22 protein-coding genes are annotated in these 25,927 nt (G+C 58.3%); 11 read left to right on the forward strand and 11 right to left on the reverse strand.

Annotated features, from left to right (window positions below; all coding sequences use genetic code 11):
- Entirely contained in the window at positions 1–5,565 is a 5,565-nt protein-coding gene (locus tag AC5SEM_RS03450; RefSeq protein WP_495472188.1) for a calcium-binding protein, read from the forward strand.
- A 66-nt stretch (positions 5,566–5,631) separates the two neighbouring features.
- On the opposite strand, the gene dspII is transcribed toward AC5SEM_RS03450, so the two are convergent.
- On the reverse strand, positions 5,632–6,744 hold the full coding sequence (dspII, locus tag AC5SEM_RS03455; RefSeq protein ID WP_495472189.1) for an enoyl-CoA hydratase/isomerase DspII: 1,113 nt from the start codon (positions 6,742–6,744) through the stop codon (positions 5,632–5,634).
- A gap of 132 nt (positions 6,745–6,876) precedes the next feature.
- On the opposite strand from dspII, the gene ung reads away from it, so the two are divergent.
- Positions 6,877–7,569: a uracil-DNA glycosylase gene (ung, locus tag AC5SEM_RS03460; protein ID WP_007911441.1), complete on the forward strand. Its 693-nt coding sequence runs from the start codon at positions 6,877–6,879 to the stop codon at positions 7,567–7,569.
- 127 nt (positions 7,570–7,696) lie between these two features.
- Here ung and AC5SEM_RS03465 read toward each other — a convergent pair whose 3' ends face one another.
- The 5 genes from AC5SEM_RS03465 to AC5SEM_RS03485 are packed head-to-tail and all read right to left on the reverse strand — an operon-like array spanning position 7,697 to position 13,075.
- Positions 7,697–8,731: an AbrB family transcriptional regulator gene (locus tag AC5SEM_RS03465; protein ID WP_495472190.1), complete on the reverse strand. Its 1,035-nt coding sequence runs from the start codon at positions 8,729–8,731 to the stop codon at positions 7,697–7,699.
- Entirely contained in the window at positions 8,724–10,238 is a 1,515-nt protein-coding gene (locus tag AC5SEM_RS03470; RefSeq protein ID WP_007911435.1) for a tripartite tricarboxylate transporter permease, read from the reverse strand. The genes AC5SEM_RS03465 and AC5SEM_RS03470 overlap by 8 nt, the downstream gene beginning before the upstream one ends.
- 1 nt (position 10,239) lies before the next feature.
- Positions 10,240–10,698: a tripartite tricarboxylate transporter TctB family protein gene (locus AC5SEM_RS03475; protein WP_007911434.1), complete on the reverse strand. Its 459-nt coding sequence runs from the start codon at positions 10,696–10,698 to the stop codon at positions 10,240–10,242.
- 56 nt (positions 10,699–10,754) lie between these two features.
- Positions 10,755–11,732, reverse strand: a complete 978-nt coding sequence (locus AC5SEM_RS03480) for a Bug family tripartite tricarboxylate transporter substrate binding protein (protein WP_034153137.1) — start codon at positions 11,730–11,732, stop codon at positions 10,755–10,757.
- Between the two features lie 53 nt (positions 11,733–11,785).
- Positions 11,786–13,075, reverse strand: a complete 1,290-nt coding sequence (locus tag AC5SEM_RS03485; RefSeq protein ID WP_495472191.1) for an OprD family porin — start codon at positions 13,073–13,075, stop codon at positions 11,786–11,788.
- Positions 13,076–13,311: 236 nt separating this feature from the next.
- Between AC5SEM_RS03485 and AC5SEM_RS03490 the strand changes: the two genes are divergently transcribed.
- Complete coding sequence (locus AC5SEM_RS03490; protein ID WP_007911422.1) at positions 13,312–13,983, forward strand: response regulator; 672 nt, start codon at positions 13,312–13,314, stop codon at positions 13,981–13,983.
- The gene (locus AC5SEM_RS03495) at positions 13,976–15,361 is read left to right on the forward strand and encodes a sensor histidine kinase (RefSeq protein WP_495472192.1); all 1,386 of its coding nucleotides are present in this window, start codon (positions 13,976–13,978) and stop codon (positions 15,359–15,361) included. The genes AC5SEM_RS03490 and AC5SEM_RS03495 overlap by 8 nt, the downstream gene beginning before the upstream one ends.
- A 107-nt stretch (positions 15,362–15,468) precedes the next feature.
- Here the strand turns inward: AC5SEM_RS03495 and AC5SEM_RS03500 are convergent, their stop codons facing one another.
- Both AC5SEM_RS03500 and ygfZ read right to left on the reverse strand, forming a co-directional pair.
- On the reverse strand, positions 15,469–16,290 hold the full coding sequence (locus AC5SEM_RS03500) for an HDOD domain-containing protein (RefSeq protein ID WP_016984704.1): 822 nt from the start codon (positions 16,288–16,290) through the stop codon (positions 15,469–15,471).
- A gap of 35 nt (positions 16,291–16,325) precedes the next feature.
- Positions 16,326–17,267: a CAF17-like 4Fe-4S cluster assembly/insertion protein YgfZ gene (ygfZ, locus tag AC5SEM_RS03505; protein WP_495472193.1), complete on the reverse strand. Its 942-nt coding sequence runs from the start codon at positions 17,265–17,267 to the stop codon at positions 16,326–16,328.
- A gap of 150 nt (positions 17,268–17,417) precedes the next feature.
- On the opposite strand from ygfZ, the gene AC5SEM_RS03510 reads away from it, so the two are divergent.
- The gene (locus AC5SEM_RS03510; RefSeq protein ID WP_053118052.1) at positions 17,418–17,672 is read left to right on the forward strand and encodes an FAD assembly factor SdhE; all 255 of its coding nucleotides are present in this window, start codon (positions 17,418–17,420) and stop codon (positions 17,670–17,672) included.
- Positions 17,656–18,108, forward strand: coding sequence for a protein YgfX (locus tag AC5SEM_RS03515; protein WP_495472194.1), 453 nt, complete (start codon positions 17,656–17,658; stop codon positions 18,106–18,108). Before AC5SEM_RS03510 ends, AC5SEM_RS03515 begins: the two co-directional genes overlap by 17 nt.
- Here AC5SEM_RS03515 and nadB read toward each other — a convergent pair.
- The gene (gene nadB / locus AC5SEM_RS03520; protein ID WP_077571525.1) at positions 18,077–19,693 is read right to left on the reverse strand and encodes an L-aspartate oxidase; all 1,617 of its coding nucleotides are present in this window, start codon (positions 19,691–19,693) and stop codon (positions 18,077–18,079) included. The genes AC5SEM_RS03515 and nadB overlap by 32 nt on opposite strands.
- 558 nt (positions 19,694–20,251) lie before the next feature.
- Between nadB and rpoE the strand changes: the two genes are divergently transcribed.
- Genes rpoE through AC5SEM_RS03535 form a run of 3 tightly spaced genes read left to right on the forward strand, consistent with a single transcriptional unit; the run spans position 20,252 to position 22,425 of the window.
- Entirely contained in the window at positions 20,252–20,833 is a 582-nt protein-coding gene (gene rpoE / locus AC5SEM_RS03525) for an RNA polymerase sigma factor RpoE/AlgU (protein ID WP_003172477.1), read from the forward strand.
- 30 nt (positions 20,834–20,863) lie between these two features.
- A complete protein-coding gene (locus AC5SEM_RS03530; protein WP_116028859.1) occupies positions 20,864–21,451 on the forward strand; it encodes a sigma-E factor negative regulatory protein in 588 nt (195 codons plus the stop codon).
- Positions 21,452–21,459: 8 nt separating this feature from the next.
- Positions 21,460–22,425 (forward strand): MucB/RseB C-terminal domain-containing protein, encoded by a 966-nt coding sequence (locus AC5SEM_RS03535; RefSeq protein ID WP_077571526.1) that lies wholly within the window; start codon positions 21,460–21,462, stop codon positions 22,423–22,425.
- A 14-nt stretch (positions 22,426–22,439) separates the two neighbouring features.
- Here the strand turns inward: AC5SEM_RS03535 and AC5SEM_RS03540 are convergent, their stop codons facing one another.
- Positions 22,440–22,601 (reverse strand): hypothetical protein, encoded by a 162-nt coding sequence (locus AC5SEM_RS03540; protein ID WP_176091700.1) that lies wholly within the window; start codon positions 22,599–22,601, stop codon positions 22,440–22,442.
- A 34-nt stretch (positions 22,602–22,635) separates the two neighbouring features.
- On the opposite strand from AC5SEM_RS03540, the gene AC5SEM_RS03545 reads away from it, so the two are divergent.
- Complete coding sequence (locus AC5SEM_RS03545) at positions 22,636–24,069, forward strand: DegQ family serine endoprotease (RefSeq protein WP_116028860.1); 1,434 nt, start codon at positions 22,636–22,638, stop codon at positions 24,067–24,069.
- 81 nt (positions 24,070–24,150) lie between these two features.
- Here AC5SEM_RS03545 and AC5SEM_RS03550 read toward each other — a convergent pair whose 3' ends face one another.
- Positions 24,151–25,584 (reverse strand): M48 family metalloprotease, encoded by a 1,434-nt coding sequence (locus AC5SEM_RS03550; protein WP_016984698.1) that lies wholly within the window; start codon positions 25,582–25,584, stop codon positions 24,151–24,153.
- A gap of 98 nt (positions 25,585–25,682) precedes the next feature.
- Between AC5SEM_RS03550 and AC5SEM_RS03555 the strand changes: the two genes are divergently transcribed.
- Positions 25,683–25,922 (forward strand): sulfurtransferase TusA family protein, encoded by a 240-nt coding sequence (locus AC5SEM_RS03555; RefSeq protein WP_007911399.1) that lies wholly within the window; start codon positions 25,683–25,685, stop codon positions 25,920–25,922.
- Positions 25,923–25,927: the final 5 nt, after the last annotated feature.

The following is a 25,927-nucleotide window of genomic DNA, read 5'->3' on the forward strand; positions in this document are numbered from 1 at the left end:
ATGAGTTATGTTTTTAGCGATGTGGAAAAAACAGCGATCTTTAACGCAGCCAATATTTGCAAAGGTATGAGGCTTCTCTCAAAAAAAATTGAGTACGAGGCACTGGGAATAGTGGGGGCTAGCTGCGCTCCCCTGTATCAAAAGCTATTCGATATTATCGGCAGAAGAGTTTCTGAGGTTACCGTTGTCGATTATGAAGCGGGGAAAATTCTGAAAAGCGCCAGGCTCTGGCTTGCCGTGGCCATTGATGCCAACGGTGGAAACGGTGCCTACTCCGCCCTGATTCGCGGCTACACCTCGCGGCAAGGTGAACTGAGATTGAATAAAATCTTCAGTGAAAACCTGATGCAGCTGTCATCGAATCAGGTCGCCGCCAATTTCATCAATACCTTGATCGACGGATCCCTCGCGGGTCGGCTGGCACCCTGGACGGTTCCATCCATCAGCCAGATTGCAGAGATTGATGCCAGTGCGATCGGCAAGGCACTGTTTAGTGAGACTTGCGGAGAGAAGGATACAGCCGTGAGCCATAACGCCGGCTGGTCAGGGACAGTCGGATTCAGCCTGTTGGGTGGAGCCCCGCCCTATGAAACCTGGAGACTGATCTCCGCTGGTGATTCGCAAGGGGAAGATGGCGGCCCGCCGACTCAAGCAAAAGCCAACAGGCTCGATGACTATAAAAATATTCTGTTCGCCATCGATTCATACAGTGTCGGCCTGCGAGCGGCGCTCAGCAATTTCGGCGTCAGTCCATTGCAAAGTCTGCTTTCCGTCGTACCGGAGCAAATCAATATCGCGCTCGCCAGTGGCAGCCTGAATCCGCTGATTCAGCATGTGGTCAAAGGCACGCCGATTTCCGTCGTGGTCGACCTGATATTGCGCTATGGCCAGAATGAATTCCTGGACATGTTCAAGCGCACCTACGACGGCGATTCAGCAGCGTCACCTACCACCGATGAAACCTTCGCCTCCAACGCCTACGCATTCTTCTCGGCATTTTCACCAGAGCAGTCCCAAAGCATCGTCACCCGATCAATAGGTGAATACGGAAACGCGAATTCATGGGCAAAACTGGCTGGCGAGTCGACACCCATCGGCCTGGCGCTGCGCAATTCCCTTAAGCAGCTCAGTGAAATCGTCATAGAACGCGATGACGGTTATCCCGGACGCGGACTGGAGCTCTACGATCCGCTGACCGGCGAAGGTTTCATCACCGCGCAATGGCTCGCCGATCGTGCGCAGATGTTGGCCCGGTTGATTGCTCGAACCCAGGGCACGTTTGGAGAACACTCGCTGCAGAAGTTTTCCTACTCCGATCTCGCCTCAGCCAAACAGGCGCTGATGACCACCGGTGTGTTGAACCCGCTGGTGATGTTCGGTGATGACGGCGCGCGGTCTTTCGCGGGCGGTGCGAACACGGATCATCTGTATGGCGGCGCGGGCAATGACACGATCAACGGGCTGGCAGGTCACGATGTCATCGAGGGGGGACGCGGCAACGACTTGCTTGCCGGAGGCGACGGCAATGATGCGTTGCACGGAATGGCCGGTGATGATGTTTTGCTCGGAGGAAAGGGTAACGACACTTTGATCGGTGGCGAAGGCAGCGACCGCTATGAGTTTTCCAGCGGTGATGGGATCGATGAAATCTTCGACGCCAACGCCAATGGGCAGCTGTGGATCAACGGCGCGCCGATTCCTTCACTCAAACGCCGCGCCCCTTTGAGCGATATATGGTCGACCGAGGATCAGGCCATTACCTTGACCCTCATCGAGGAACTCACTGAACCCACGCTCAACATCAAATATGGCCTGAACGATCTCGTCGTTATCAAGAACTTCCGCCCCGGGATGCTGGGTATCCGACTTCCTGAACACCAAGCCCCTACGTTCTCTGCTGCCGATCTGGTTCTCCAGGGCGACTGGAAAGCGAAAGATATCGACCCCAATGTTCCCGGTGATCAGTTCTCATACGATGAGTTGGGCAACGCCTTGCTATTGGCCAACGTAAAACAGAGAAACAAGGCCGATGTGCTTTACGGCTCTGTAAAAGACGATGTCATTCTCGGACTTGGCGGATCAGACCGATTGTTCGGTAAGGACGGAAACGATCAGTTGTTTGGGGACAAACAGACGACGCTCGAAAAAGCCATGGCCGCTGGCGACTCTAAAGGGAAAGCAACTCGCGGCGATTGGCTTGATGGTGGTGCTGGTCACGATTTGCTCATCGGTACGGCATCCCAGGACGTGCTTCTAGGCGGTAACGATAGGGATACGCTGATTGGAGGTGCGGGGGATGACATTTTATCAGGGGATGAAACGACCGGCGCGCTGGAGCAGAAATGGGGATTCACACGCGTCAAAGTGCTTATAGACGGTGGTGTCACCAGTCACCGAACTGTCTTTTCAAAGGCCTCCTTCAATAGTTCGACGGAGGGCGATAACGATGTTCTCTACGGCCAGGGCGGTCGCGATGTTCTCAATGGCGGATGGGGTGACGATCTGCTTGATGGTGGAACTGAAGATGATCTTCTTGGAGGGGATGGCGGGAATGACACGCTGGCCGGAGGAAGTGGTAACGACACAATGATGGGCGATAACCTCGATTGGGGCGGGGGACTGCAAAGCAAACACCATGGCAACGATGTATTGGACGGTGGCAGTGGCGATGATTGGCTCGCTGGTAACGGTGGAGCCGATGCGATTTATGGTGGCTCTGGCAATGACACTCTCCACGGGGATGACGATGTACTGAACGGCGTTGCCGGTGACGCCGCCCACTTTTTTGGAAATGACCTGCTGGACGGTGGTGCGGGAGACGACACACTTTTGGGGGGCGGGGCGGATGATCTGCTGTTCGGAGGTGAAGGTAACGACGCGCTGGCCGGGGACAATGCTGAGCATCCGGTTCGTTATCACGGTAATGATTTACTTGATGGTGGAGCGGGCGATGACACACTTCAGGGAATGGGTGGCTCCGATACTCTGATCGGCGGGGCAGGAGCTGACGCGATGGATGGCGATGTGTCCAACCTGCAGTCAGGTGGAATCAACAATGATTACCTTCAAGGCGATGAAGGAAACGATACCCTTTTGGGCGGCTTGGGCGCCGACACGCTTTATGGCGGCGCTGATGATGACATTTTATCCGGCGACTACGCGCAGACAGCCGAAGCCGAACATGGCGCAGATTATCTGGACGGTGGTTCAGGCAACGATACCTTGCTCGGCGGTGGTGGCAACGACACGTTGTTGGGCGGGGAGGGTGTAGACCATCTTCGTGGCGATTCCGGGAATAACGTTTTTGATGGCGGGGCCGGTAACGACGTGATGGAGGGCCATGACGGCGCTGATGTTTACTATTTCGGGGTGGGTGATGGGCTTGACGTTATCACCGATTCCGGTGGCTGTAATGCCATCAAGTTCGGTGCCGGGTTCTCTGCGGAAAGTTTGAAAGCCGACATTATTGATGTTTCCGTAGGCCGGGTATTGCGGCTGTTCAATGGTGAGGGGGACGCCATCCTTATCAGGAATTATGAAGAATGGAAGAATTCAACGTTCACGTTTAGCGATGGTGTCATTCTCGGCTATCAAGAGGTCATGAAAAAAACGCTGCCAGCTGTAGAGATCATCGAGCCGCCAGCAGGGGATGGAGTGCTGGCCAAAGAAGAAGATAAAGACATTATTGCAGACGAAGAACAGGTTGCTGTTCCGGACCAATCAGGGATCGTTGTTCCTGGCGAGGAACGAAGTAATGCCATTGATCATGATGTTGGCTGGACAGACAGGTTCCTGGCGGAGCTCAAAGCAAAGCGCTCCGCAAGCAGGCATGCAACAGGCTTTACCTTGAGCAAACCAGGTGTCTGGGTTCGTAACCATATAACCACCAACGATACGGGTTATATCACCCACACTGATGTGATCGATGAAAGCATCGAAACGGGGGTATTGTCTGAAACGCCTCAATGGATGGGGTCTGCCACTGGCGATGCGGTATTTAGCGAAAGACAGTCAAGCTCTACATCCCAATCCAGTTTTCGAGAGGTAAAGAAAGAGGGCATTACGTCGCCGTTATTACTGGAGCCACGTTATTTTCGATCTGGCACTGCCAGCGGTTTTTCATTCAAAGTCGGCGACGTAATTATTGCAGATAGAACAGATTCAGGTGCTATCGAAGGATGGTACATCTATCCTGCTGAAAGTTTCACGGCGGGCGAAACTGTCCGCAAGGAATTTCGGCGGGATGTCACAACTGAAGCGATCAAACATAAAGTTGTCCACGGCGACGATGTCGGTGGGCGAGTTAATGTCGAAGTCGGCAATCTTTTCCAGGGTGGTGCAGGCGATGACCTGATCGTCGCCTATTCTGGTGTTCTACTTGATTACGACTATATTAATGACAGGATACCGGGTGCCTTTCTGTCCGCCGGGGCGGGCAACGATACCCTGCTCGGTTCTGAAGGCGCTGATTATTTATTGAGCGGCGCTGGGGATGACTACCTGTACGGTGAAAACGGTGCCGATACTTACATCGTGCAGGCACATGTTGGCGCAACGACCATTATCGCGGATGTGCTGAATCCGGTTTTTCTCCGACCTGAAGTAGGTGTTGCCGGATGGAAGGACGAGTATGGATTAGTCGATCAAGATACTGTCGTGCTTCCAGAGGACGCGACGCAGGAGAATTTGCAGCTCAGTTGGGGCGCAACACTCATTGAAACAGTGAATGTTGAGTTGGCACCTGATCCGCGTCGTGATGCCTATCGCCATCCGCCTCGGGCGCAAATGCTCTATTCGACACTTGATATTAATTGGGGTGGGGCGCAGAAGATTCGTATTGTTCTACCCAATGCCGGAGATATCGAGGGTTCCGGTATCGAGGTTATAAAGTTTGCAGATGGCTCAAGCCTTACTCTCAAAGAACTGTTTGGCTCCAGTCAGCTGGGTCCTGCCCCGGATACTTATCACAATGGTCTCTTGGTCGATAATGCGGCCAGTGCCAAATCCATGAGAGATGGCCAAGCGCTCCCACTGGTGGGAAGTCACGGTAATGACACGCTAAGCGGCGCAGGTGAAATCAGAGGTATGCAGGGACATGATGTGCTGATGGGGAGTGTCGACGATGATGTGCTGCTCGGGGGTCCCGGTAATGACACATTGTCTGGTGGTGCTGGCAACGATCTCTATAAATACGATGGTCTTGGAAGAGACTTGATTGACAACACCGGGGGTGGAATCGATGGAATCGATTTTTCTGGTGTGGATCTACCTATTGAACAATTAAGGTTTCATCGCGATCAGGATGATCTTGTCATAGTGGTCAGTTATGGCATGGGCCCCAAGATTCGAGTGGCTAATCATTTTTCTGGAGGCGAAAGCGCGATTGGGTTCATAAGGGTTAGCGGTGAAGGAAAGACAGTTCAAGACTACACCGCAATGCAAATTGCCGAACGACTGCATCCTCTTCCGCCACTGCGTGATGTGGAGGATATTCTAGTAAAAGAAAATGAAGAGTCGCGGCTCGCGTTGGCCGAGATAATTCAGTTCTACGAACTGAACATGTGACCGCAATAACTTCAGATTGAGGGAACCGCGATGGGACCAAGAGGTGATCATCGCGGGCAATCAATCTCAATACTGCGTCAAATCCGCCAACGGATGCCGCCCCTCCCAAACCTTGTGAAAGTGCGCCTCGACCACCGCATCCGGCACGTTGCTGACGTCCGGCCAGTGCCAGTGCGGTTTCTGATCCTTATCGATCAACCGCGCGCGAACCCCTTCGCTGAACTCCGGATGCCGGCAGCAATTGAGGCTCAGGGTGTATTCCATCTGAAAAACTTCGGCCAGCGACATATGCCGGGCACGGATGATCTGTTCCCACACCAGATGCGCCGTCAGCGGCGAGCCTTCGCTCATGGTTTTCGCCGCGCGGGCGATCAACGGATCACTGCTGTCGCGTTGCAGGCTGATGGCCTTCCAGGCGCAGGCCACATCGCTGACGTCGAGCAGTTCGTCGATCTGCTGACGACGCGGCAGCCACTGCGCCTCGGGCATCTGCGCTACGGCTTCCTGTTGCAGCGCTTTGAGCAGGCTATTGAGCTGCCTGTCGGTCTGCTCCTGCCAATTCAGCTGCAACAGGCCTTCGATCAATTGTGGCTGCTGTTCGTCGAGCAGGAAGCGGTCGGCCAGATCCAGATCGATTGCATCACGAGCGTTCATATGTGCGCCGGTCAGGCCCAGAAACAAACCGAGCTTGCCCGGCAGCCGCGCGAGAAACCAACTGGCGCCGACGTCGGGATACAGACCGATGGTGATTTCCGGCATCGCCAAGCGGCTGCTCGGCGTGACGATCCGCGTACTGGCACCTTGCAGCAAACCCATGCCGCCGCCGAGCACGTAACCATGACCCCAGCAGATCAACGGTTTTGGATAGGTGTGCAGGCTGTAATCCAGGCGATATTCCGCGCTGAAAAACTGCGCGGCCAGCGGTGGTACTTCGCCGGGGTGAGCGCGACAGGCTTCCACCAGGCTGCGCACCTCGCCGCCAGCGCAGAAGGCCTTGGCGCCGTTGCCGCGCAGCAGCACGCAGACGATTTGCGGATCCTTGGCCCAGGCGTTCAGCTTGTCGCTGAGGGCGTTGATCATCGGCAGGGACAGCGCATTCAGCGACTTTTCAGCATCCAGGCTGGCGATACCGATGCGGGCGCCGTCGGTGCCGGTGAGTTCTTCGAAGTGCAGATTCATCGTGACCTCGATCGGGAATTTGAACGATCAGTATGATCGTTGTGTGGGAAAGTGCCGGATCTGCGTCAGATCAATTGACAAGCGTGGTCGGCTTTCCTAGGGTTCGCCCCATTGTTTTTGCCGGGTATGACCATGACTGCTGACGACCGTATCAAACTCGAACCGAGCTGGAAGGAGGCACTGCGTGCTGAATTCGACCAGCCTTACATGGCAGAGTTGCGCCAGTTTCTGCAGCAGGAGCGGGCGGCCGGCAAGGAAATCTATCCGCCGGGACCAATGATTTTCAATGCGCTGAACTCGACGCCGCTGGATAAAGTGAAGGTGGTGATCCTCGGCCAAGACCCGTATCACGGCCCGGGGCAGGCGCATGGTTTGTGCTTCTCGGTGCAACCGGGTGTGCCGGCGCCGCCGTCGCTGGTCAACATCTATAAAGAGTTGAAGCGCGATCTGAACATCGATATTCCCAATCACGGTTACCTGCAGAGCTGGGCCGATCAGGGCGTGTTGATGATCAACACCACCATGACCGTCGAGCGCGCCAACGCCAATGCGCACAAGGACAAGGGCTGGCAGTTTTTTACGGATCGGATCATTGAGCTGGTCAGTGAGCGCCAGCCGCATCTGGTGTTCATGCTCTGGGGCGCCCATGCGCAGAGCAAGCAGAAGCTGATCGACGCGACCAAGCACCTGGTGCTGACGTCGGTGCATCCGTCGCCGCTGTCGGCCTATCGCGGGTTTTTGGGTTGTGGGCACTTTAGCCGCACCAACAAGTTTCTTGAGCAGAATGGCGAGACGCCGATCGAGTGGCGTTTGCCGCCGATTTGATGGGCTGACTGAACCGGCCCCTTCGCGAGCAGGCTCGCTCCCACAGGGTTTTGAGGTGTACACATAATCTGTGGCACCCACAAGAACCTGTGGGAGCGAGCCTGCTCGCGAAAAGGGCGACGCGGTCTCACTCCGGATTACGATTCCAGTACTTGAACAACGGCTCCGCCAGAAACAGCACAAACAGCAACCGCATCACCTGCATCGCTGTCACCAGCGGCACCGACAATTGCAGGGTCTCCGCCGTCAGACTCATCTCGGCAATCCCGCCGGGCATCATGCCGAGCGTTAGCGAACGCAAATCCAGATGGGTCAAAGCACTCAGCCCCAACGCCGCCAACGTCGCGATCAACATGGTCAACGCCGTGCCGATCAACGTCCGTCCCATGAATGAAGGCGCGCGGCGGAAAAACTGCCGGTTGAAGTGACAACCCAAACCACTGCCAATCAACCACTGGCCAATCTGACTGCCACCATTGGGCAAACCAATGTGCAGATCCCAGCCAATGCTCACCGCCGCACTCACCAGCAACGGTCCGAACAGCCACGGATTGGGTTGGCGCAAACGCTGCCAGAGCCAGGCGAGCAGACCGCCCGCCGGAAACAGAATCGCCAGCCAGCGCCAATCGACGCTGCCGGCATGAGAAATCGGATTGCCATCGCCGAGCAGATACTTGAACGCCGCTGGCACACACAGCACCACCACCAGAACACGCAAACTTTGCCCCGCCGCGACGTGGCTAAGCATCGCGCCATTACGCGCACCGAGGTTGACCATCTCCCCGGAACCGCCGGGCATGCTCGAGAAAAATGCGGTGGCGCGATCCTCACCGGTGCGGCGCATCAACCACACGCCGACCACTGCCGACAGGCTAGTGACCAGCGCACCAAAGAAGATCAAACCAAAATGACTGAGCACCTGCTCCATCACCACCGGGGTGAAGTGCAGGCCGATGCCGATGCCGACGATCCACTGGCCGCACTTGCGGCCGCCAGGGATTTCCGTGAGTTGCCACGGGGTCAGGCAGCGCACGAGGATGATCGCCAGCAACGAGCCGACCATCCACGGCAGTGGCCAGCCGATCTGGCTGGCGATGTAGCCGCCGAGCAGACCGACCAGCGGGGTTCCCCACCAGGATTTCAGTGAGGCGCGATCAAACATCGGCGATGGCGCGACGCGCGACCGAACGTTTGCGCCAGATGCGCAGCAGCGGCATCAGCAGCATGATCGCGGTCAGCACCCAGACACCGAAGGTGATAGGGCTCGACCAGAGGATCTCCAGCGCACCGTTGGAAATCGACAGTGCCCGACGCAGGTTCTGCTCCATCAGGCCGCCGAGGATGAAGCCCAGCAGTACCGGCGACAACGGGAAGTCGAGCTTGCGCAGGATGTAGCCGAAGATGCCGATGCCGACCATCAGGAACAGGTCGAAGGTGGTGGCGTGCACCGCGTAGACGCCAATCCCGGTGATGATCGCGATCACCGGCACCAGTGCCCAGTTCGGCACGGCGAGGATGCGGGTGAAGATGCGGATCATCGGAATGTTGAGGATCACCAGCATGATGTTGGCGATGAACAACGAGGCGATCAGGCCCCAGACGATGTCCGGTTGTTGCTGGAACAGCAGTGGGCCCGGGGTGATGTTGTACAGCGATAGAGCGCCGATCATCACCGCGGTCGTGCCCGAACCTGGAACGCCGAGGGTCAGCATTGGCACCAGTGCGCCACAAGCCGAAGCCCCGATGGCAGTTTCCGGCGCGGCGAGGCCACGGGCATCACCCTGACCGAATTTGCCACTGGCACCGGCGATGCGTTTTTCGGTCATGTAGGCCACGGCGCTGGCCAGCGTCGCGCCGGCACCCGGCAGCACGCCCATGATGAAACCGAGCAGGCCGCAACGGATGTTCACCACGAACACCGACGACGCTTCCTTGAAGTTGAACATCATCCGCCCGGTGGCTTTCACCGCTTCCTGGCCGCGATGGGTTTTCTCCAGCAGCAACAGAATCTCACTGACCGAGAACAGACCGAGCACCAGCACAACGAATTGAATGCCGTCAGTCAGGTGGATGTTGTCACCGGTGAAGCGGTACACGCCGCTGTTGGCGTCGATGCCGACACTCGACAGGAACAGGCCGATCAACGCCGCGATGAAGGTCTTCAACGGTCGATCACCGGCCATGCCGCCGAGGCAGACAATCGCAAACACCATCAACACGAAGTATTCCGCCGGACCAAAGGCAATCGCCCATTTCGCCAGCAGCGGGGCGAACAGGACCATGCCGCAGGTGGCGATAAACGCACCGATAAACGAGCTCCACGCCGACAGCGACAGCGCCACACCGGCAAGGCCTTTACGGGCCATCGGGTAACCGTCGAGGGTGGTCATCACGGTGGATGCTTCGCCGGGAATGTTCAGCAGGATCGAACTGATCCGTCCGCCGTATTCACAGCCCAGATACACCGCTGCCAACAGAATCAACGCCGACTCCGGCGGCAGGCCGAGAGCAAAAGCGATCGGAATCAGCAGGGCCACGCCGTTGATCGGGCCGAGGCCCGGCAGCAGGCCGACGACAGTGCCGATCAGTGTGCCAGTCAGGGCCGTAACCAGGTTGTACGGGCTCAGCGCGACGCCGAAGCCTTGACCCAAATAACCGAGGGTATCCATATCAGTTCTCCAGCACGTCGAGCAGGCCAAGGGGCAGCGGAACGTCCATCACACGGTCGAACAGCAGGTACAGACCGATGGCCATCAGCGTGGTCACCACGATGCTCGGCATCCAGCGACCGCCATACAGGCGCGCCATTGGAATACCGATAAGGATGCTGCTGAGGATGAAACCCAGCGGTTCGAAGAGACCGGCGAACACCAGCAGCAGTGCGACGCAAATGGCGATTTTGGTCAGGGTTTCGCGATCCAGTGGCGGCTCGTCTTCACTGTGTTTGATCGGCGCCGGGCGAAACACCATGTACAGCAGCGCCGCGCCCATCAGGCCGAGCATCAGCAGAGGGAAGGCACGCGGGCCGACCGGTTCGTAGGAAAAGGCCGCTTGGTACGGCCACGCCATCAGTGCCAGGCCGGCGCAAACCAGCAACAGCACGGAGGCGAAAATGCGTTGAATAAGCATGGGAGCTCCTGTGCCGCGTCCCCGCAAACGGGAACGCAGCCGCTAGACAGAGGCGATCACTGGATCAGGCCGAACTCTTTGGCCAGCACTTTGTAGTCCGCTACCTGTTTCTTCACGTAGGTGTCGAGTTCCGGGCCGGTCATGGCGAACGGGAACAGTTCACGCTGATCGCGCAGCTTGGCGAACTCGTCGGAGGCCAGCAGTTTGTCGAACGAGTCTTTCCACCAGGCGTAGTCTTCGTCGCTGACTTTTGGCCCCAGGTAGAAGCCGCGCACCACCGGCCAGACGATGTCGTAGCCTTGCTCGCGAGCGGTCGGGATGTCTTTCATTTCCGGCTCGTCGAGACGCTTGTCGGCGAACACTGCGAGCAGACGCATGTCACCGCTCTGGATGTGCGGCATGGAGTCGGAGATGTCGGTACTGCCGACCTGGATGTGACCGCCGAGCAGGGCGGTGGCGATTTCGCCGCCGCCTTCAAGCGCAACGTAACGCAGGTCACGCGGGTTGATTCCGGCAGCCTTGGCGATCAGTGCGGTTTGCATCCAGTCCTGGCTGCCAACGGTGCCGCCGGAACCGATCACCACGGAGCTTGGATCTTTCTTCAGTGCCTGAACGAGATCGTCGAGGGTCTTGTAGGGCGAATCGCTTTTCACCGCGATGGCACCGTAGCTGGTGCCGACCGCTGCCAGCCAACGCACGTTGGTCTCATCGAAGCGACCGAACTTGCCCTGGGCCAGGTTCAACAGCGAACCGCTCGACCACGCCACCAGCGTGCCGGCATCCGCCGGACGTTGCGCGACCACGGCGTTGTAGGCCACCGCGCCGACTCCGCCGGGCATGTAGGTCACACGCATCGGTTTGCTCAGCAGTTTCTGATTGACCAGTGCGCTCTGCACCAGTTTGCAGGTCAGGTCGAAACCACCGCCGGGGGAGGCCGGGGCGATACATTCCGGACGTTTCGGTTCAGCCATCAGTTGGCCGGCAAACAGGATGCAACTGGCGGCCAGTGCAACTTTACGCAGTGACAGGTTCATTCGATTCTCCACGGGCATTGTTGTTATTCGACGTGTTTTTCACTTACGGGCATTTACCAAAGGGCAACGCTGTAGCTCACCAGCAAACGCACTTCGTCTGCATCGCGAGCCGAGTAGTTGGAGCGGTAAGTGGCATTGCGTAAACGCACGGCGACATCCTTCAAGGCGCCGCTTTGTACTACATATTTGATCTCGGTGTTGCGTTCCCACTCTTTGCCTTCTTCACCGTTCTTGAGCTTGATGTTGTCACCGCTCAAGTAGCGACTCATGAAGCTAAGACCGGGGATGCCGAGTTTGGCGAAGTCGAAGTCGTAGCGAGCCTGCCAGGAGCGCTCTTCAGCGCCGGCGAAATCGTTGATCTGCACGAAGTTGACCAGATACGGGTCGCTGCCATCGACATACGGGAAGGCGCTGTCGCCGGACATGTGCTGATAACCGGCGCTGAACTTGTGCCCGCTCAGCGCGTAGCTGACCAGACCGTTGAGCGAGCGGTTGTCGATCTCGCCGCCACGGGCCGCGCCTTGGTCATCGCTGACGGCAAAACGCAGATCGGTGGCAAACGTGCCCGGGCCCATCGGCCGCGAGGCGACCAGGCCGAAGAAGTGCTGGTTGTAGACTTCGTCGAGTTGGGCGAAGTGGTAACTGCCGGTGATCTTGTCGGTGAACTTGTAGTCCACACCGCCAAAGTCAAAGTGCTTGCCGGCAGCGGTGCCAGCGAAACGGCTGTTCTTGTTGTTGAGGGCGATGTCTTCGAAATCGGTGCTGTCGCGATCCTTGGCTTTCTCCAGACGGCCGCCGGTGAAGGTCAGGTTCTTGATCTCTTTGGAGGTCAGCAAACCCCCTTCAAAGGTCTGCGGCAGGATGCGCCCGTCGTTGGGTTTGAGGATCGGCAGTTCAGGAATCAGGCTGCCGATTTTAAGTTCGGTGGCAGAGATTTTCACTTTGCCGGTCAGGCCGACTTTCGAGTACTCGTCCGCCGCGCGTCCGTCATCGTGGGTCGGCAGCAGGCCGGTGCCGGTGCGGTCAGGGCTTGAATCGAGTTTGACGCCAAGCATGCCTAAAGCATCGACACCGAACCCCACGGTGCCGTCGGTGTAACCCGATTGCAGATTGAGCATGAAGCCCTGAGCCCATTCGTCACGCTTGGATTGCTGGGCGCTGGTGCCATCGCGAAAGTCGCGGTTGAAATACATATTGCGGGTTTCGAAGGTGGCGCTGCTGTCCTCAATGAAGTCGGCAAAACTCAACGGCGAAAAACCGGCAAGGGCGGCACTGACGAGGGCGGTGTGGCTGAAACGGGAAGGGCGAACAGGCGTGGACGCCTGAGGCTGCATGGACGGCATGCGGGTGTACTCCGTTTATTGTTCTTATTGGTCGAAAACGCTTCGAGGCGTTTTTCTTTGCGCTGTGTGGCATCAGCGACGGCAGTCGGAACTGTCCGTGGGCTGACTGTAACGAGCTAACCTTTCGCTAACCTTTCAGCAGACTTTCAAGGTTTTCGGGCTTCACAGCGGCGGTTGCGGCTGTAAACTCCGCGGCAAAGCGTGGCGTTGGCCATCCCTGAACGAGGTAAAAATCCATGCGTGTCCTGCTCGTCGAAGACCATCTGCAACTGGCCGAAAGTGTCGCTCAGGCGCTCAAGAGCACCGGTCTGACCGTGGATGTGTTGCACGATGGCGTGGCCGCCGATCTGGCGCTGGGCAGTGAGGAATACGCCGTGGCGATCCTCGATGTCGGCCTGCCGCGCATGGATGGTTTCGAGGTGCTGGCGCGTTTGCGCGCTCGCGGCAAGAATCTGCCGGTGCTGATGCTGACCGCGCGCAGCGATGTGAAGGATCGCGTCCATGGCCTCAATCTGGGCGCCGACGATTACCTCGCCAAACCGTTCGAACTGACTGAACTGGAGGCGCGGGTCAAAGCCTTGCTGCGCCGCAGTGTGCTCGGCGGCGAACGCCAGCAACGTTGTGGCGTGCTGGCCTATGACCTCGACACCCGGCGCTTCACCCTTGGCGAAGAATTGCTGACCCTGACATCCCGCGAGCAAGCGGTGCTGGAAGCACTGATCGCCCGGCCGGGGCGGGTCATGAGCAAGGAACAACTGGCGTCCCAGGTGTTCGGTCTCGACGAAGAAGCCAGCCCCGACGCAATCGAAATCTACGTCCACCGTTTGCGCAAGAAACTCGACGGCCAACCGGTGGCGATCGTGACCTTCCGCGGCCTCGGTTACCTGCTGGAAAGCCGCGATGCATAAGCCCAGCAGCCTGCGCTGGCGCTTGCTGTGGAATCTCGCATTGCTGCTGGTGGTGTTGATGCTCGCCAGTGGTTTGAGCGCTTACTGGAACGGTCGCGAAGCCGCCGACACCGCGTATGACCGCACGTTGCTGGCCTCGGCGCGGACCATCGCCGCGGGTCTGTCGCAACGTGACGGCACATTGAGTGCCGATGTGCCTTACGTCGCACTCGATACCTTCGCTTATGACAGCGCCGGGCGGATTTACTATCAGGTCAATGACATCCATCAGAAGCTGATTTCCGGCTATGAAAACCTGCCCGGGCCGCCGCCGGGGACGCCGCGCACCGACAGTTATCCCGCGTTGGCGCGGTTCTACAACGCCACCTACAAAGGGCAGAACGTGCGCGTGGTCAGCCTGCTGAAAGCAGTGACCGAACCGAACATGAACGGCATGGCGGAAATTCGCGTCGCCGAAACCGACGAAGCACGGGTGAGCATGGCGCGCAGTCTGGCGGCCGATACTTTGCTGCGCCTGGGCATGTTGGCGATCGGAGCGTTGCTGCTGGTGTGGTTTGCGGTCAGTGCTGCTTTGCGCCCATTGGAGCGTTTGCGCACAGCAGTGGAAGAACGTCAGCCCGATGACTTGCGGCCGCTGCCATTGGTTGAAGTGCAGCATGAGCTGTGGCCCTTGGTGCGTGGACTTAACCATTTCACCGAGCGCTTGCGTGGTCAGTTCGAACGGCAGGCGCAGTTCATCGCCGATGCAGCCCATGAGTTACGTACGCCCTTGGCGGCCCTGAAAGCGCGACTTGAATTGGGCCTGCGTTCGAACGAGCCCGAGACGTGGCGCATGACATTGGAATCCTCGGCGCAAAGCACCGATCGCCTGACCCATCTGGCCAATCAGTTGCTGTCGCTGGCGCGCGTCGAAAACGGTGCCCGGGCGATTGCCGAGGGCGGCGCACAGTTGCTCGATCTGAGTCAGTTGGCCCGGGAACTAGGCATGGCCATGGCGCCATTGGCACACAAGCGCGGGGTGGCGCTGGCGCTGGAAGCGGATGAGCCGGTGTGGTTGCGCGGTGAACCGACGTTGCTCAACGAGTTGCTGAGCAATCTGGTGGACAACGCTTTGGCGCATACGCCGCCGGGCGGCAATGTGATTTTGCGGGTAACCGCGCCGGCAATACTTGAAGTGGAAGATGACGGGCCGGGCATTCCGCTGGAGGAGCGCGATCGGGTGTTCGAACGTTTCTACCGGCGCAATCAGCAGGTGGCGGGTTCTGGATTGGGTCTGGCGATTGTCGGTGAGATCTGCCGGGCGCATCTGGCCCAGATCAGTTTGCATGATGGCGAGCAGGCGGGGTTGAAGGTGCGGGTCAGTTTTATCGCCGGGTGACTTGCAGTGTTTTTGTTGGCCTCATCGCGAGCAGGCTCACTCCTACACTGGAACGCGTTCTCCTGTAGGAGTGAGCCTGCTCGCGATGGCCACAATAAGGTCTCGGATCAGTAAAACATCGTCCGCGACTCTTCCAGATCTTCACACAGCGCTTTGTTCTCAGGATCAATCCCGAGCTTTCTGAACGCCGGAACTGTCATTGGATCAATCCGCGCAAAAGGGTGATCGGTGTCCTTGTGGCAATACAGGCTCGCCACCTGCACCAGATCGACATAGTCAATTGCAGTCGAGTCGCGCTTGAAGTCCTGATAGCGCCCCGGCAATTCCACCAGTCGCTCCGGGAACTCCCAGACGCGCAGCAACTTGTCACCCAGTAGCGGATGAATGTGATCGATCACATGGTTGAGGCTGACCGGGTCCGACAGCAGTTCATAGTGGTCTTCGGCATAGGTCAGAATCGGCAACACGCCGATCTGGTGCACCAGCCCGCCGAGCGCTGCCTGATCGGGCTTGAGCTGCGTGTAGCGGCGGCACAGCGCATAACTGACCCCGGCAATTTCCAGGCTCTTGCGCCAGACTTCGCGCATCTTTTGTTCGACCACCTCGGAGCGGGCGTGGAAGATCTGCTCCATCACCAGACCGATCGCCAGGTTGCTGCTGTAGTTGATGCCCAGCCGGGTGATGGCCGTGTGCAGGTCGGTGACTTCCTGTGCGGCGCGCAGCAACGGGCTGTTGACCACTTTGATCAGGCGCGCCGACAGCGCCGTGTCACGGCCGATCACTTTGCTCAGGTCGCTGACGCTGATCTCCGGGTCTTCAGCGGCCTTGCGAATCTGCAAGGCCACTTCCGGCAACGTGGGCAGAACCAGGTCATCGTTATCGATGGCCTCAACCAAATCCTGTTGGACTTTTTCCGCCAGTTCGCTCATTTAAACTCTCTAGGGTGTTGCAACAAATGCTGCGATCAGCGCTGGATTTCGCGGTCGCGATCCAGTTCATAAGGCAGGTCGAGCAGATGCAGCGCCGGGCCTTCAAGAGCGCCCAAATGCAAATCACCGGCTTCGGCAGCTTCGGCCTGCAGCACCGCCAGGAGTTCAATGTTTTGCCCGGTCTTGGCGGCCAGCACCACTTCACCAATGGCGCTGTTGTGGCTTGGCGCAAACAGTTGTGTGCCAGGCTCCGGCAAGTCAGCGGCGTCCAGGCTCAAGCGATACAGACGACGCTTGAGTTTGCCCAGGTACTGCATGCGCGCAACGATTTCCTGGCCGGTGTAGCAGCCTTTCTTGAAACTCACGCCGCCGACGGCTTGCAGGTTGAGCATCTGCGGGATGAACAGCTCGCGGGTGCTCGGCATGACCTGGCCGATACCGGCGCGGATCTGGCCCAGCAACCATTGATTCAGCTCGGTTTCAGGCAGGGCCGCGGACAATTTTGCTTTGATCGCGTCAGCCTGATCGGCCGGTACCCAGAGTTCGGCGCGATCCGGCGAGACGCGAATCGCAATCAGGCCTTCGTGACGCACGACGCTGTCGGTTTCTGCTGGCAACTCCAGGCCGAGGCTGGTCAAGGCGTTGTCGCCATGGGCCAGACCGAAGCGCACCCAAGCGGCACTTTCGTCGGTCAGTTTCGATTTGGAGAACACCGCGTACTTTTTCAGGTCCGCCAGTTGCGGCTCCAGCAGCTCACTGGCCATCGCCAGAACCACACCGTCACTTTCGAGCAGAATGCGGAAGCTCGACTGCATCCGGCCCTTCTGCGTGCAACGGGCGCCAAGGCTGGCACGGTTGTCGCTGAGGTAATTGAGGTTGCAGGTCAACTGGCCTTGCAGGAATTTTCCGGCATCCGCGCCGCGAACCGCGAGAACGCCTTCATGAGACAGGGTGCAGAAAAAAGCAGAATCGGCCATGGGTCATCGCAGGGTAAATAGACTGGGGCACATCATAAGGGCGCGTTGTTGAAATGGGTAGTTGATAAAGGATCGGTGGTCCCCGACCAAAGCCGACTGTGCGACCCGCCTCGGGCCTGTATACTTGCCGCCAAATTTGAGGAGGGCTCCATGGTCGAACAAGTTGAACTGAATCGCCTCTTTTGGCACAGCCGTCGCGGCATGCTTGAGCTTGACGTGTTGCTGGTGCCGTTCGTGAAGGAGGTCTACGCGACGTTGAACCAGGTGGATCGCGATCTGTATGTGCGTCTGCTGACGTGCGAGGATCAGGACATGTTCGGCTGGTTCATGGAGCGCAGCGAGTCTGAAGATCCGGAACTGCAGCGCATGGTTCGCATGATCCTGGACCGTGTCCAGCCCAAGTAACACGTTCGAATGCCGCTGGCATGCCTCACGGCAGTTGCTGGCGGCTTATCTGTTGGCCCAGGCGTTCGCGCTGGGCGCTCTGTTTCTGCTTTCGATTCCACTCTGGGCCAGCGTGCTCGGGGCTTTTGGCTGTCTGCTGCATGGCTTTTGGGCGTTGCCAAGGCAGATTCTGTTGAATCATCCCAAGGCGTTTCGTGGATTGCGTCGGGACGTCGATGGTTGGCAGGTGTGGAATCAGGCTGATGGTTGGCAAGCGGCGCAGTTGCGTCCGGACAGCCTTGCGCTGCCATTGATTGTGGTTCTGCGTTTTCGCTTGCGCGGCGAATGGTGTGTCAGATCGATCTGCGTGCCGCGAGACTCACAGACGGCCGACTTGCACCGGCGCCTGCGAGTACGGCTCAAGTTCAGCCGACGTAGGTGGGCGGCACCAGAATAGTGTCGAGCGCCTCGGGCAGCATGTCTGGATAGTCGAGGGTGTAATGCAGGCCGCGACTTTCCTTGCGTTCCATGGCTGAGCAGATCATCAGTTCGGCGACTTGCGCCAGGTTGCGCAGCTCGATCAGGTCACGGCTGACTTTATAGTTGCTATAGAACTCGTCGATCTCGTCCAGCAGCAGGCGCACGCGGTGTTGCGCCCGTTGCAGGCGCTTGTTGGTGCGCACGATGCCGACGTAGTCCCACATGAACCGCCGCAGTTCATCCCAGTTGTGCGCGATGATCACGTCTTCGTCGGAATCGGTCACCTGGCTGGCGTCCCACGCGGGCAGGGCGTTTGGCGCGGTGACATCGTCCAGTTGCGCGAGGATGTCCGCCGCGGCCGAGCGCGCATAAACAAAACATTCCAGCAGCGAGTTGCTGGCCATGCGGTTGGCGCCGTGCAGGCCGGTGAAGCTGGTTTCACCGATGGCGTACAGGCCGGGCACATCGGTGCGGCCATTCTGATCGACCATTACGCCGCCGCAGGTGTAATGCGCGGCCGGTACGACCGGGATCGGCTGCTTGGTGATGTCGATGCCGAAACCGAGGCAGCGCTCATAAACAGTCGGGAAGTGACTTTTAATGAACGCTTCGGGTTTGTGGCTGATATCGAGATAAACGCAATCGACACCCAAGCGCTTCATTTCATGGTCGATGGCGCGGGCGACGATGTCGCGCGGCGCCAGTTCGGCGCGCTTGTCGAAGCGGGACATGAAGCGTTCGCCATTGGGCAGCTTCAAATGCGCGCCTTCGCCGCGCAGGGCTTCGGTGATCAGAAAACTCTTGGCCTGCGGGTGATAGAGGCAGGTCGGGTGGAACTGGTTGAATTCCAGATTCGCCACCCGGCAGCCCGAGCGCCAGGCCATGGCGATGCCGTCACCGCAGGCGCCATCGGGATTGCTGGTATAGAGGTAGACCTTGGCGGCGCCGCCCGAGGCCAGAATCACAAAGCGTGCGCCGTAAGTGTCGACTTCACCGGTCTTGCGGTTGAGTACGTAGGCGCCGAGGCAGCGCTCGCCGTCCATGCCCAAGCGTCGTTCGGTGATCAGATCAACGGCAACTCGCTGCTCCAGCAACTCGATATTCGAACGCTCTTTGGCCTGAGTCAGCAAAGTTTTGAAGATTGCGGCACCGGTAGCATCGGCCGCATGGATGATGCGACGGTGGCTGTGACCGCCTTCGCGGGTCAGATGGAATTCGAACCCGCCATCTTCAGTGCCGGATTGATCGTCGCGGGTGAACGGAACACCTTGGTCGATCAGCCACTGGATGGCTTCGCGGCTGTGCTCCACGGTGAAGCGCACGGCATCTTCATGGCACAGACCGCCACCGGCGTTCAGGGTGTCCTCTACATGGGATTCGACAGTATCGGTGTCGTCGAGCACGGCGGCAACGCCACCCTGGGCCCAGAAAGTCGAACCGTTGGCGAGATCGCCTTTACTCAATACGGCAATGCGCAAATGACCCGGCAGGGTCAGCGCGAGACTCAAACCGGCAGCACCGCTGCCTATGACCAGAACATCATGTTGGAATTGTTGGCTCATTACAGGATTCCGCTCAAAGCGACCCGGGTCGGGGGTGGCGCAAGACAGCTGGATCGGCGAGTCAAGACAGCCACACAGCCCACTAGTATATAGAGGGGTGGGGCGGCACAATAGCCGGGCCGATATGGCATTGTGAAACTACTGTGAAGGGAAAAAACGGGTGCTTCGTCGGAAGTTTTTTTCCTCCGTTTGGGGAAAAGGCGACTGTATCGGCGCTGAAACAGACTTTTTCAGCACAGGGTTGCCCAATGTCGGGTGGTGGCGACTATAAATAATTGGAACTTTTGCCAAAGGCCCAAGATCAATAGTCGGTGCCAGAGATAAGGGACAGTGTCGGCTTCAGTGCGGAATCTGCGGTTGGATTCCTGCCGGCGAAACCGATGACAAGATTATTCGCGCAGCCGGTTTATCCCGAGCTGCGTTTTTCGTGCGTGCCAAATCAGAGCCCGCAGGAAACTTGCCTTGAGGGGGAGAACTTTTGCGAAAAGCCCGAGTCTATGTTTGCAAGTCTGGTCGTTTAGTTATGCAAGTCTCCTCCGGGCTTATCGAGGAGTGTTCATGCTAACCCAGGAAGAGGATCAGCAGCTGGTCGAGCGCGTTCAACGCGGCGACAAGCGAGCTTTCGATCTGTTGGTGCTGAAGTATCAGCACAAGATTCTCGGGTTGATCGTGCGTTTTGTGCACGACACCCATGAAGCCCAGGACGTGGCTCAGGAAGCCTTTATCAAGGCGTATCGAGCACTTGGAAACTTTCGCGGCGACAGTGCGTTTTATACGTGGCTGTACCGTATTGCCATTAACACGGCGAAGAATTACCTGGTTTCACGCGGCCGCCGGCCGCCGGATAGCGATGTAAGTTCCGAAGACGCAGAGTTCTACGATGGCGATCACGGCCTCAAGGATCTCGAGTCACCAGAACGTGCACTGCTGCGGGATGAGATCGAAGGCACCGTCCATCGAACCATCCAGCAACTGCCAGAGGATTTGCGTACGGCTTTAACTTTACGTGAATTCGATGGTCTGAGTTACGAGGACATTGCGAGCGTCATGCAATGTCCGGTGGGTACCGTGCGCTCCCGGATTTTCCGCGCTCGGGAGGCCATCGATAAAGCCCTGCAGCCGTTGTTGCAGGAAAACTGAGACAGCGGCGACAGCCAAGAGAGGAACGCCATGAGTCGTGAAGCCCTGCAGGAATCGCTGTCCGCAGTGATGGATAACGAAGCGGACGAACTGGAATTGCGTCGAGTGCTTAATGCACTGGATGATGTTGATACCCGTGAGACCTGGGCTCGTTACCAGATCGCTCGGGCAGCCATGCACAAGGATCTGCTGCTTCCACGTCTGGATATCGCTGCGGCAGTGTCTGCTGCACTGGAAGACGAAACGGCTCCGGCCAAAGTATCTCGCAGCCCATGGCGCAACCTCGGCCGTCTGGCTGTTGCTGCCTCGGTGACTGTTGCCGTTCTGGCCGGTGTTCGCCTGTACAACCAGGACGAAATCGCTGGCGTCGAACTGGCTCAGCAATCCAGTCAGACAACCCTGGCGACCCCGCAGGTCAAAGGTCCGGCTGTTCTGGCAGGCTATAGTGAGAGTTCGGAAGCCACTGGCCCTATGGCCAACGGCGTACTGCAAGGTCAGCCAGGCTGGCACGATCAGCGTCTGCCAGGTTACCTGCGCCAGCACGCTCAACAGGCTGCACTGAAAGGCACTGAAAGCGCACTGCCATACGCACGTGCAGCAAGTCTGGAAAACCGTTAAGGAGGATCATGCGCGCCATACCTCTACTTTCGCTTCTGCTCAGTGGCTGGTTCATTGTTCCAGCCCACGCTGATGAGGCCCAGGACTGGTTGACCCGTCTGGGCCAGGCCGAGCAACAGCAAAGCTTTCACGGCACATTCGTTTACGAGCGTAACGGTAGCTTTTCTACCCATAACATCTGGCATCGCGTCCAGAATGGCCAGGTCCGCGAGCGTTTACTCCAGCTCGACGGTTCGGCGCAGGAAGTCGTGCGCATTGATGGACACACTCAATGCGTCAGCGGCACCCTGATTGCCGGGCTGGGGGATTCTCCCAACTCAGCCGCTCGTCCTCTCGATCCGCAAAAGCTGAAAAACTGGTATGACCTTGCCGTCATCGGCAAATCGCGCGTGGCTGGGCGAGACGCAGTGATTGTATCGCTGACGCCTCGCGATCAGCATCGTTACGGGTTTGAGCTGCATCTGGACAAGAAAACCGGCTTGCCGCTGAAGTCGTTGCTGCTGAACGACAAGGGGCAGTTGCTTGAGCGCTTCCAGTTCACCAGTCTTGATACTGATGAAGTCCCTTCGGACAAGGACTTGCAGGCCGACGCTGACTGCAAGGCAATTACGCTGGACAGTGACAAGGCTTCGGCGGTCAAGACCGCTCAAGTCTGGCACTCGGACTGGCTACCGCCGGGTTTCGAGCTGACCAGCAGTAACTCGCACAAAGATCCGGAAACCAAGACTCAGGTCAGCAGCTTGCTATATGACGACGGTCTGGCGCGTTTCTCGGTTTTCCTTGAGCCATTGAACGGCGCAACCGTCACCGACACTCGGACTCAATTGGGCCCGACCGTTGCCGTTTCACGCCGCCTGACCACGCCTCAGGGCGAAATCATGGTGACGGTGGTCGGCGAAATCCCGATTGGCACCGCCGAACGAATTGCTCTGTCGATGCGTAACACTGATGGCACTGCAACCAGCAAGCAGTGAGCTGATTTCAGTCATTACCACTTCTTCGTCGAGACGTAGATGAAATGTTTGCTGAGCATTTTCATTTGCAAATACCCCGGAAATTTTTTATAGGTCAGAGCCTCACGGCTCTGGCCTTGTTTGTTTTTGCCGGAACAAAAATGCCGGTCGGTGGTTTCCGGCGTTCCTTGCTCCATATCGCTTAACCCTGCTCGTCGTAACGGGAGCTGTATGTCGATACCAAGTTTGAAATCTTATCTCTCCATTTTCGCCACCGTGCTGTTGCTCGGTCAGGCAGTCCCTGCTGCACAAGCGGCCGATCTGCCTGACTTCACCCAATTGGTCGAACAGGCGTCGCCAGCCGTGGTGAACATCAGTACCACGCAGAAACTGCCGGATCGCAAAGTGAACCAGCAGATGCCTGATCTGGAAGGTCTGCCGCCGATGCTGCGCGAGTTCTTCGAGCGTGGCATGCCGCCTCAACAGCGCTCGCCGGGCGGTGGTGGTCGTCAGCGTGAAGCGCAGTCGCTGGGCTCGGGCTTCATCATCTCTCCGGATGGCTACATCCTGACCAACAACCATGTGATCGCTGATGCTGACGAGATTCTCGTGCGTCTGGCTGATCGCAGCGAAATGAAAGCCAAGCTGATCGGCACCGACCCGCGTTCCGACGTGGCCTTGCTGAAAATCGAAGGCAAAGATCTGCCGGTGCTCAAACTCGGCAAATCCCAGGACCTGAAGGCCGGCCAGTGGGTCGTGGCAATCGGTTCGCCGTTCGGCTTCGACCACACCGTGACCCAAGGCATCGTCAGTGCCGTCGGCCGTAGCCTGCCCAACGAAAACTACGTGCCGTTCATCCAGACTGACGTGCCGATCAACCCGGGCAACTCCGGTGGTCCGCTGTTCAACCTGAACGGTGAAGTGGTCGGCATCAACTCGCAGATCTACACGCGTTCGGGCGGCTTCATGGGCGTGTCGTTCGCGATCCCGATCGACGTGGCGATGGATGTGTCCAATCAGCTGAAGAGCGGCGGCAAGGTCAGCCGTGGCTGGTTGGGCGTGGTCATCCAGGAAGTGAACAAGGATCTGGCCGAGTCGTTCGGTCTGGATAAACCAGCCGGCGCGCTGGTTGCCCAGATTCAGGATGACGGCCCGGCAGCCAAAGGTGGCCTGCAAGTCGGCGACGTGATCCTGAGCATGAACGGCCAGCCGATCGTCATGTCTGCGGACCTGCCACATCTGGTCGGTGCACTGAAAGCTGGCGCCAAAGCCAATCTGGAAGTGATTCGTGAAGGCAAGCGCAAGAACGTCGAGCTGACCGTTGGCGCCATCCCGGACGAAGACAAAGAACTGGATGCACTGCCGAAGTCCGGCGCTGAAACCACCAGTAACCGTCTCGGTGTTGCCGTGGGTGAGCTGACCGCCGAGCAGAAGAAAACCTACGACCTCAAAGGTGGTGTGGTGATCAAGGAAGTGCAGGACGGTCCTGCGGCCCTGATCGGTCTGCAGCCAGGTGACGTGATCACGCACCTGAACAACCAGGCCATCGGCTCCACCAAGGAGTTCGGCGAGATCGCCAAAGCGCTGCCGAAGAATCGTTCGGTGTCGATGCGCGTTCTGCGTCAAGGTCGCGCCAGCTTCATCACCTTCAAACTGGCTGAATAACCCAGCGCAAAGGTAAAAAAGAAACCGCCTCTAGAGAGGCGGTTTTTTTATGCCTGAAGCTTTTGTCCCGGTGGGTAACGATCAGCCCATCATGTCCTTGATCATCCGCTCCTGCTCCATCAGCTCACGCTGGCGGGCATCGATTCGCGAGGATAGCGGGAAGTTGCTGCCAGCCTTGCGCTTGGCAAAATCGAGCTGCTGGATCGCCTGACGATAATCGCCAACCAATGCAAAGTACTCGGCGCGCGCCTGATGCAGGCCGATGATATTGCCGGACAAGCCACGGGTTTCGGCGACCTGATACCAGACGTCCGGGTCATCCGGGCGGGATTTGAGTAACGCTTCCAGGGCCTTCTCGGCATCCGGCGCGCGATTCTGTTTCAGCAGCAGATCCACACGAACCTGATTCAGCGGATAGTTGCCGGGATATTGCGTAAGCATCCGGTCAACCCGCGATTGCGCATCCGGCAGGCGATTATTGGTGATGTCCAGATCGACCTGGGCGAGGTTGTAGATGATTTCGTTAGGCGATGTTGCCAGCAATTGCTTGAGGTTCTCGCGAGCCTCGTTCAGCTGGCCGCCCTTGATCTGAGCGATCGCCAGACCGTAACGCGCCACATCGTTTTTCGGGTTCTCGTCCAGTTGCGCACGGAAACGCTTGGCGCCCAGGCCAGGGGTTTCTTCATAGATCAGCTGCACGCGCGCGCGGATCAACTGATAGCGCTTGGAGTCTTCAATACCGCCCGGTTTGGCCTGTTCGGCACGGTTGCGGGTGTCGGCGATACGCGATTCGGTCACCGGGTGAGTCAGGAGGAATTCCGGTGGCTTGGCGTCGAAACGATATTGACGCATCAGACGCTCGAACATGGTCGGCATCGAGCGCGGGTCATAACCGGCCTTTTCCAGATTGAGGATACCGATGCGGTCGGCTTCCTGTTCGTTCTGTCGGGAGAAGGTCCGTTGCGATTGAATCGCCGCTGCCTGCGTACCGGCAATTGTTGCGATGCCAGCGTCACCGCCACCGGCCGCCGCGATAACGATCCCGGCCAGCAGCGCAGCCATCATCGGCACCTGCATCCGCTGCGAAGCCTCGACGCCGCGAGCGAAGTGGCGTTGTGACAAGTGCGCCAATTCGTGGGCGAGTACCGAAGCGTATTCGCCCTCGGTCTGCGCATTGAGGAACAAGCCACCGTTGACCCCGACCACGCCCCCCGGCGCCGCGAAGGCGTTGAGCTGCGGGCTGTTGATCAGAATGAACTCAAGACGCCGGTCAGTGACCTGGCTGGTCTCCACCAGCTTGTACACGCTGGATTCGACGTAGTCCTTGAGCTGCGGATCGTTGAGCTGGGAAACCTGGCTGCGCAGCATCGCCAGCCAGGCGCGGCCGAGCTGGTATTCCTGTTGCGGCGAGACAATGGCAGAACTGGCGTCGCCGAGTGACGGCAGATCGTCGGCAAAGCCTGGTGAGGCGAGCAGGCAAGCGAGCGTCAGCAGGGTAGGGCGCAGAAAAGTCATGCACAAAGCCTTAGAAGACAAAGACCTTACTGTAGCCGGACACCGGAGCTGCGACCAGATATTCTAGGCAGCTCGACGACCCGAACCGGAGTGACGCAATGACTGACGCTGTAGCCCATGACGTGGAACTGGACGCCAGTGGCCTGAATTGTCCGTTGCCGTTGCTCAAGGCAAAAATGGAACTCAACAAGCTCCAGAGTGGCGCCGTCCTCAAGGTCATCGCGACCGATGCAGGCTCGCAGCGCGACTTCCGCACCTTTGCCAAATTGGCCGGTCATACCCTGCTGCGCGAAGAAGACGAAGCAGGTGTTTACCGTTACTGGTTGAAAAAGGCCTGAAACCG

The sequence above is a fragment of the Pseudomonas sp. CH61 genome (assembly GCF_059429415.1).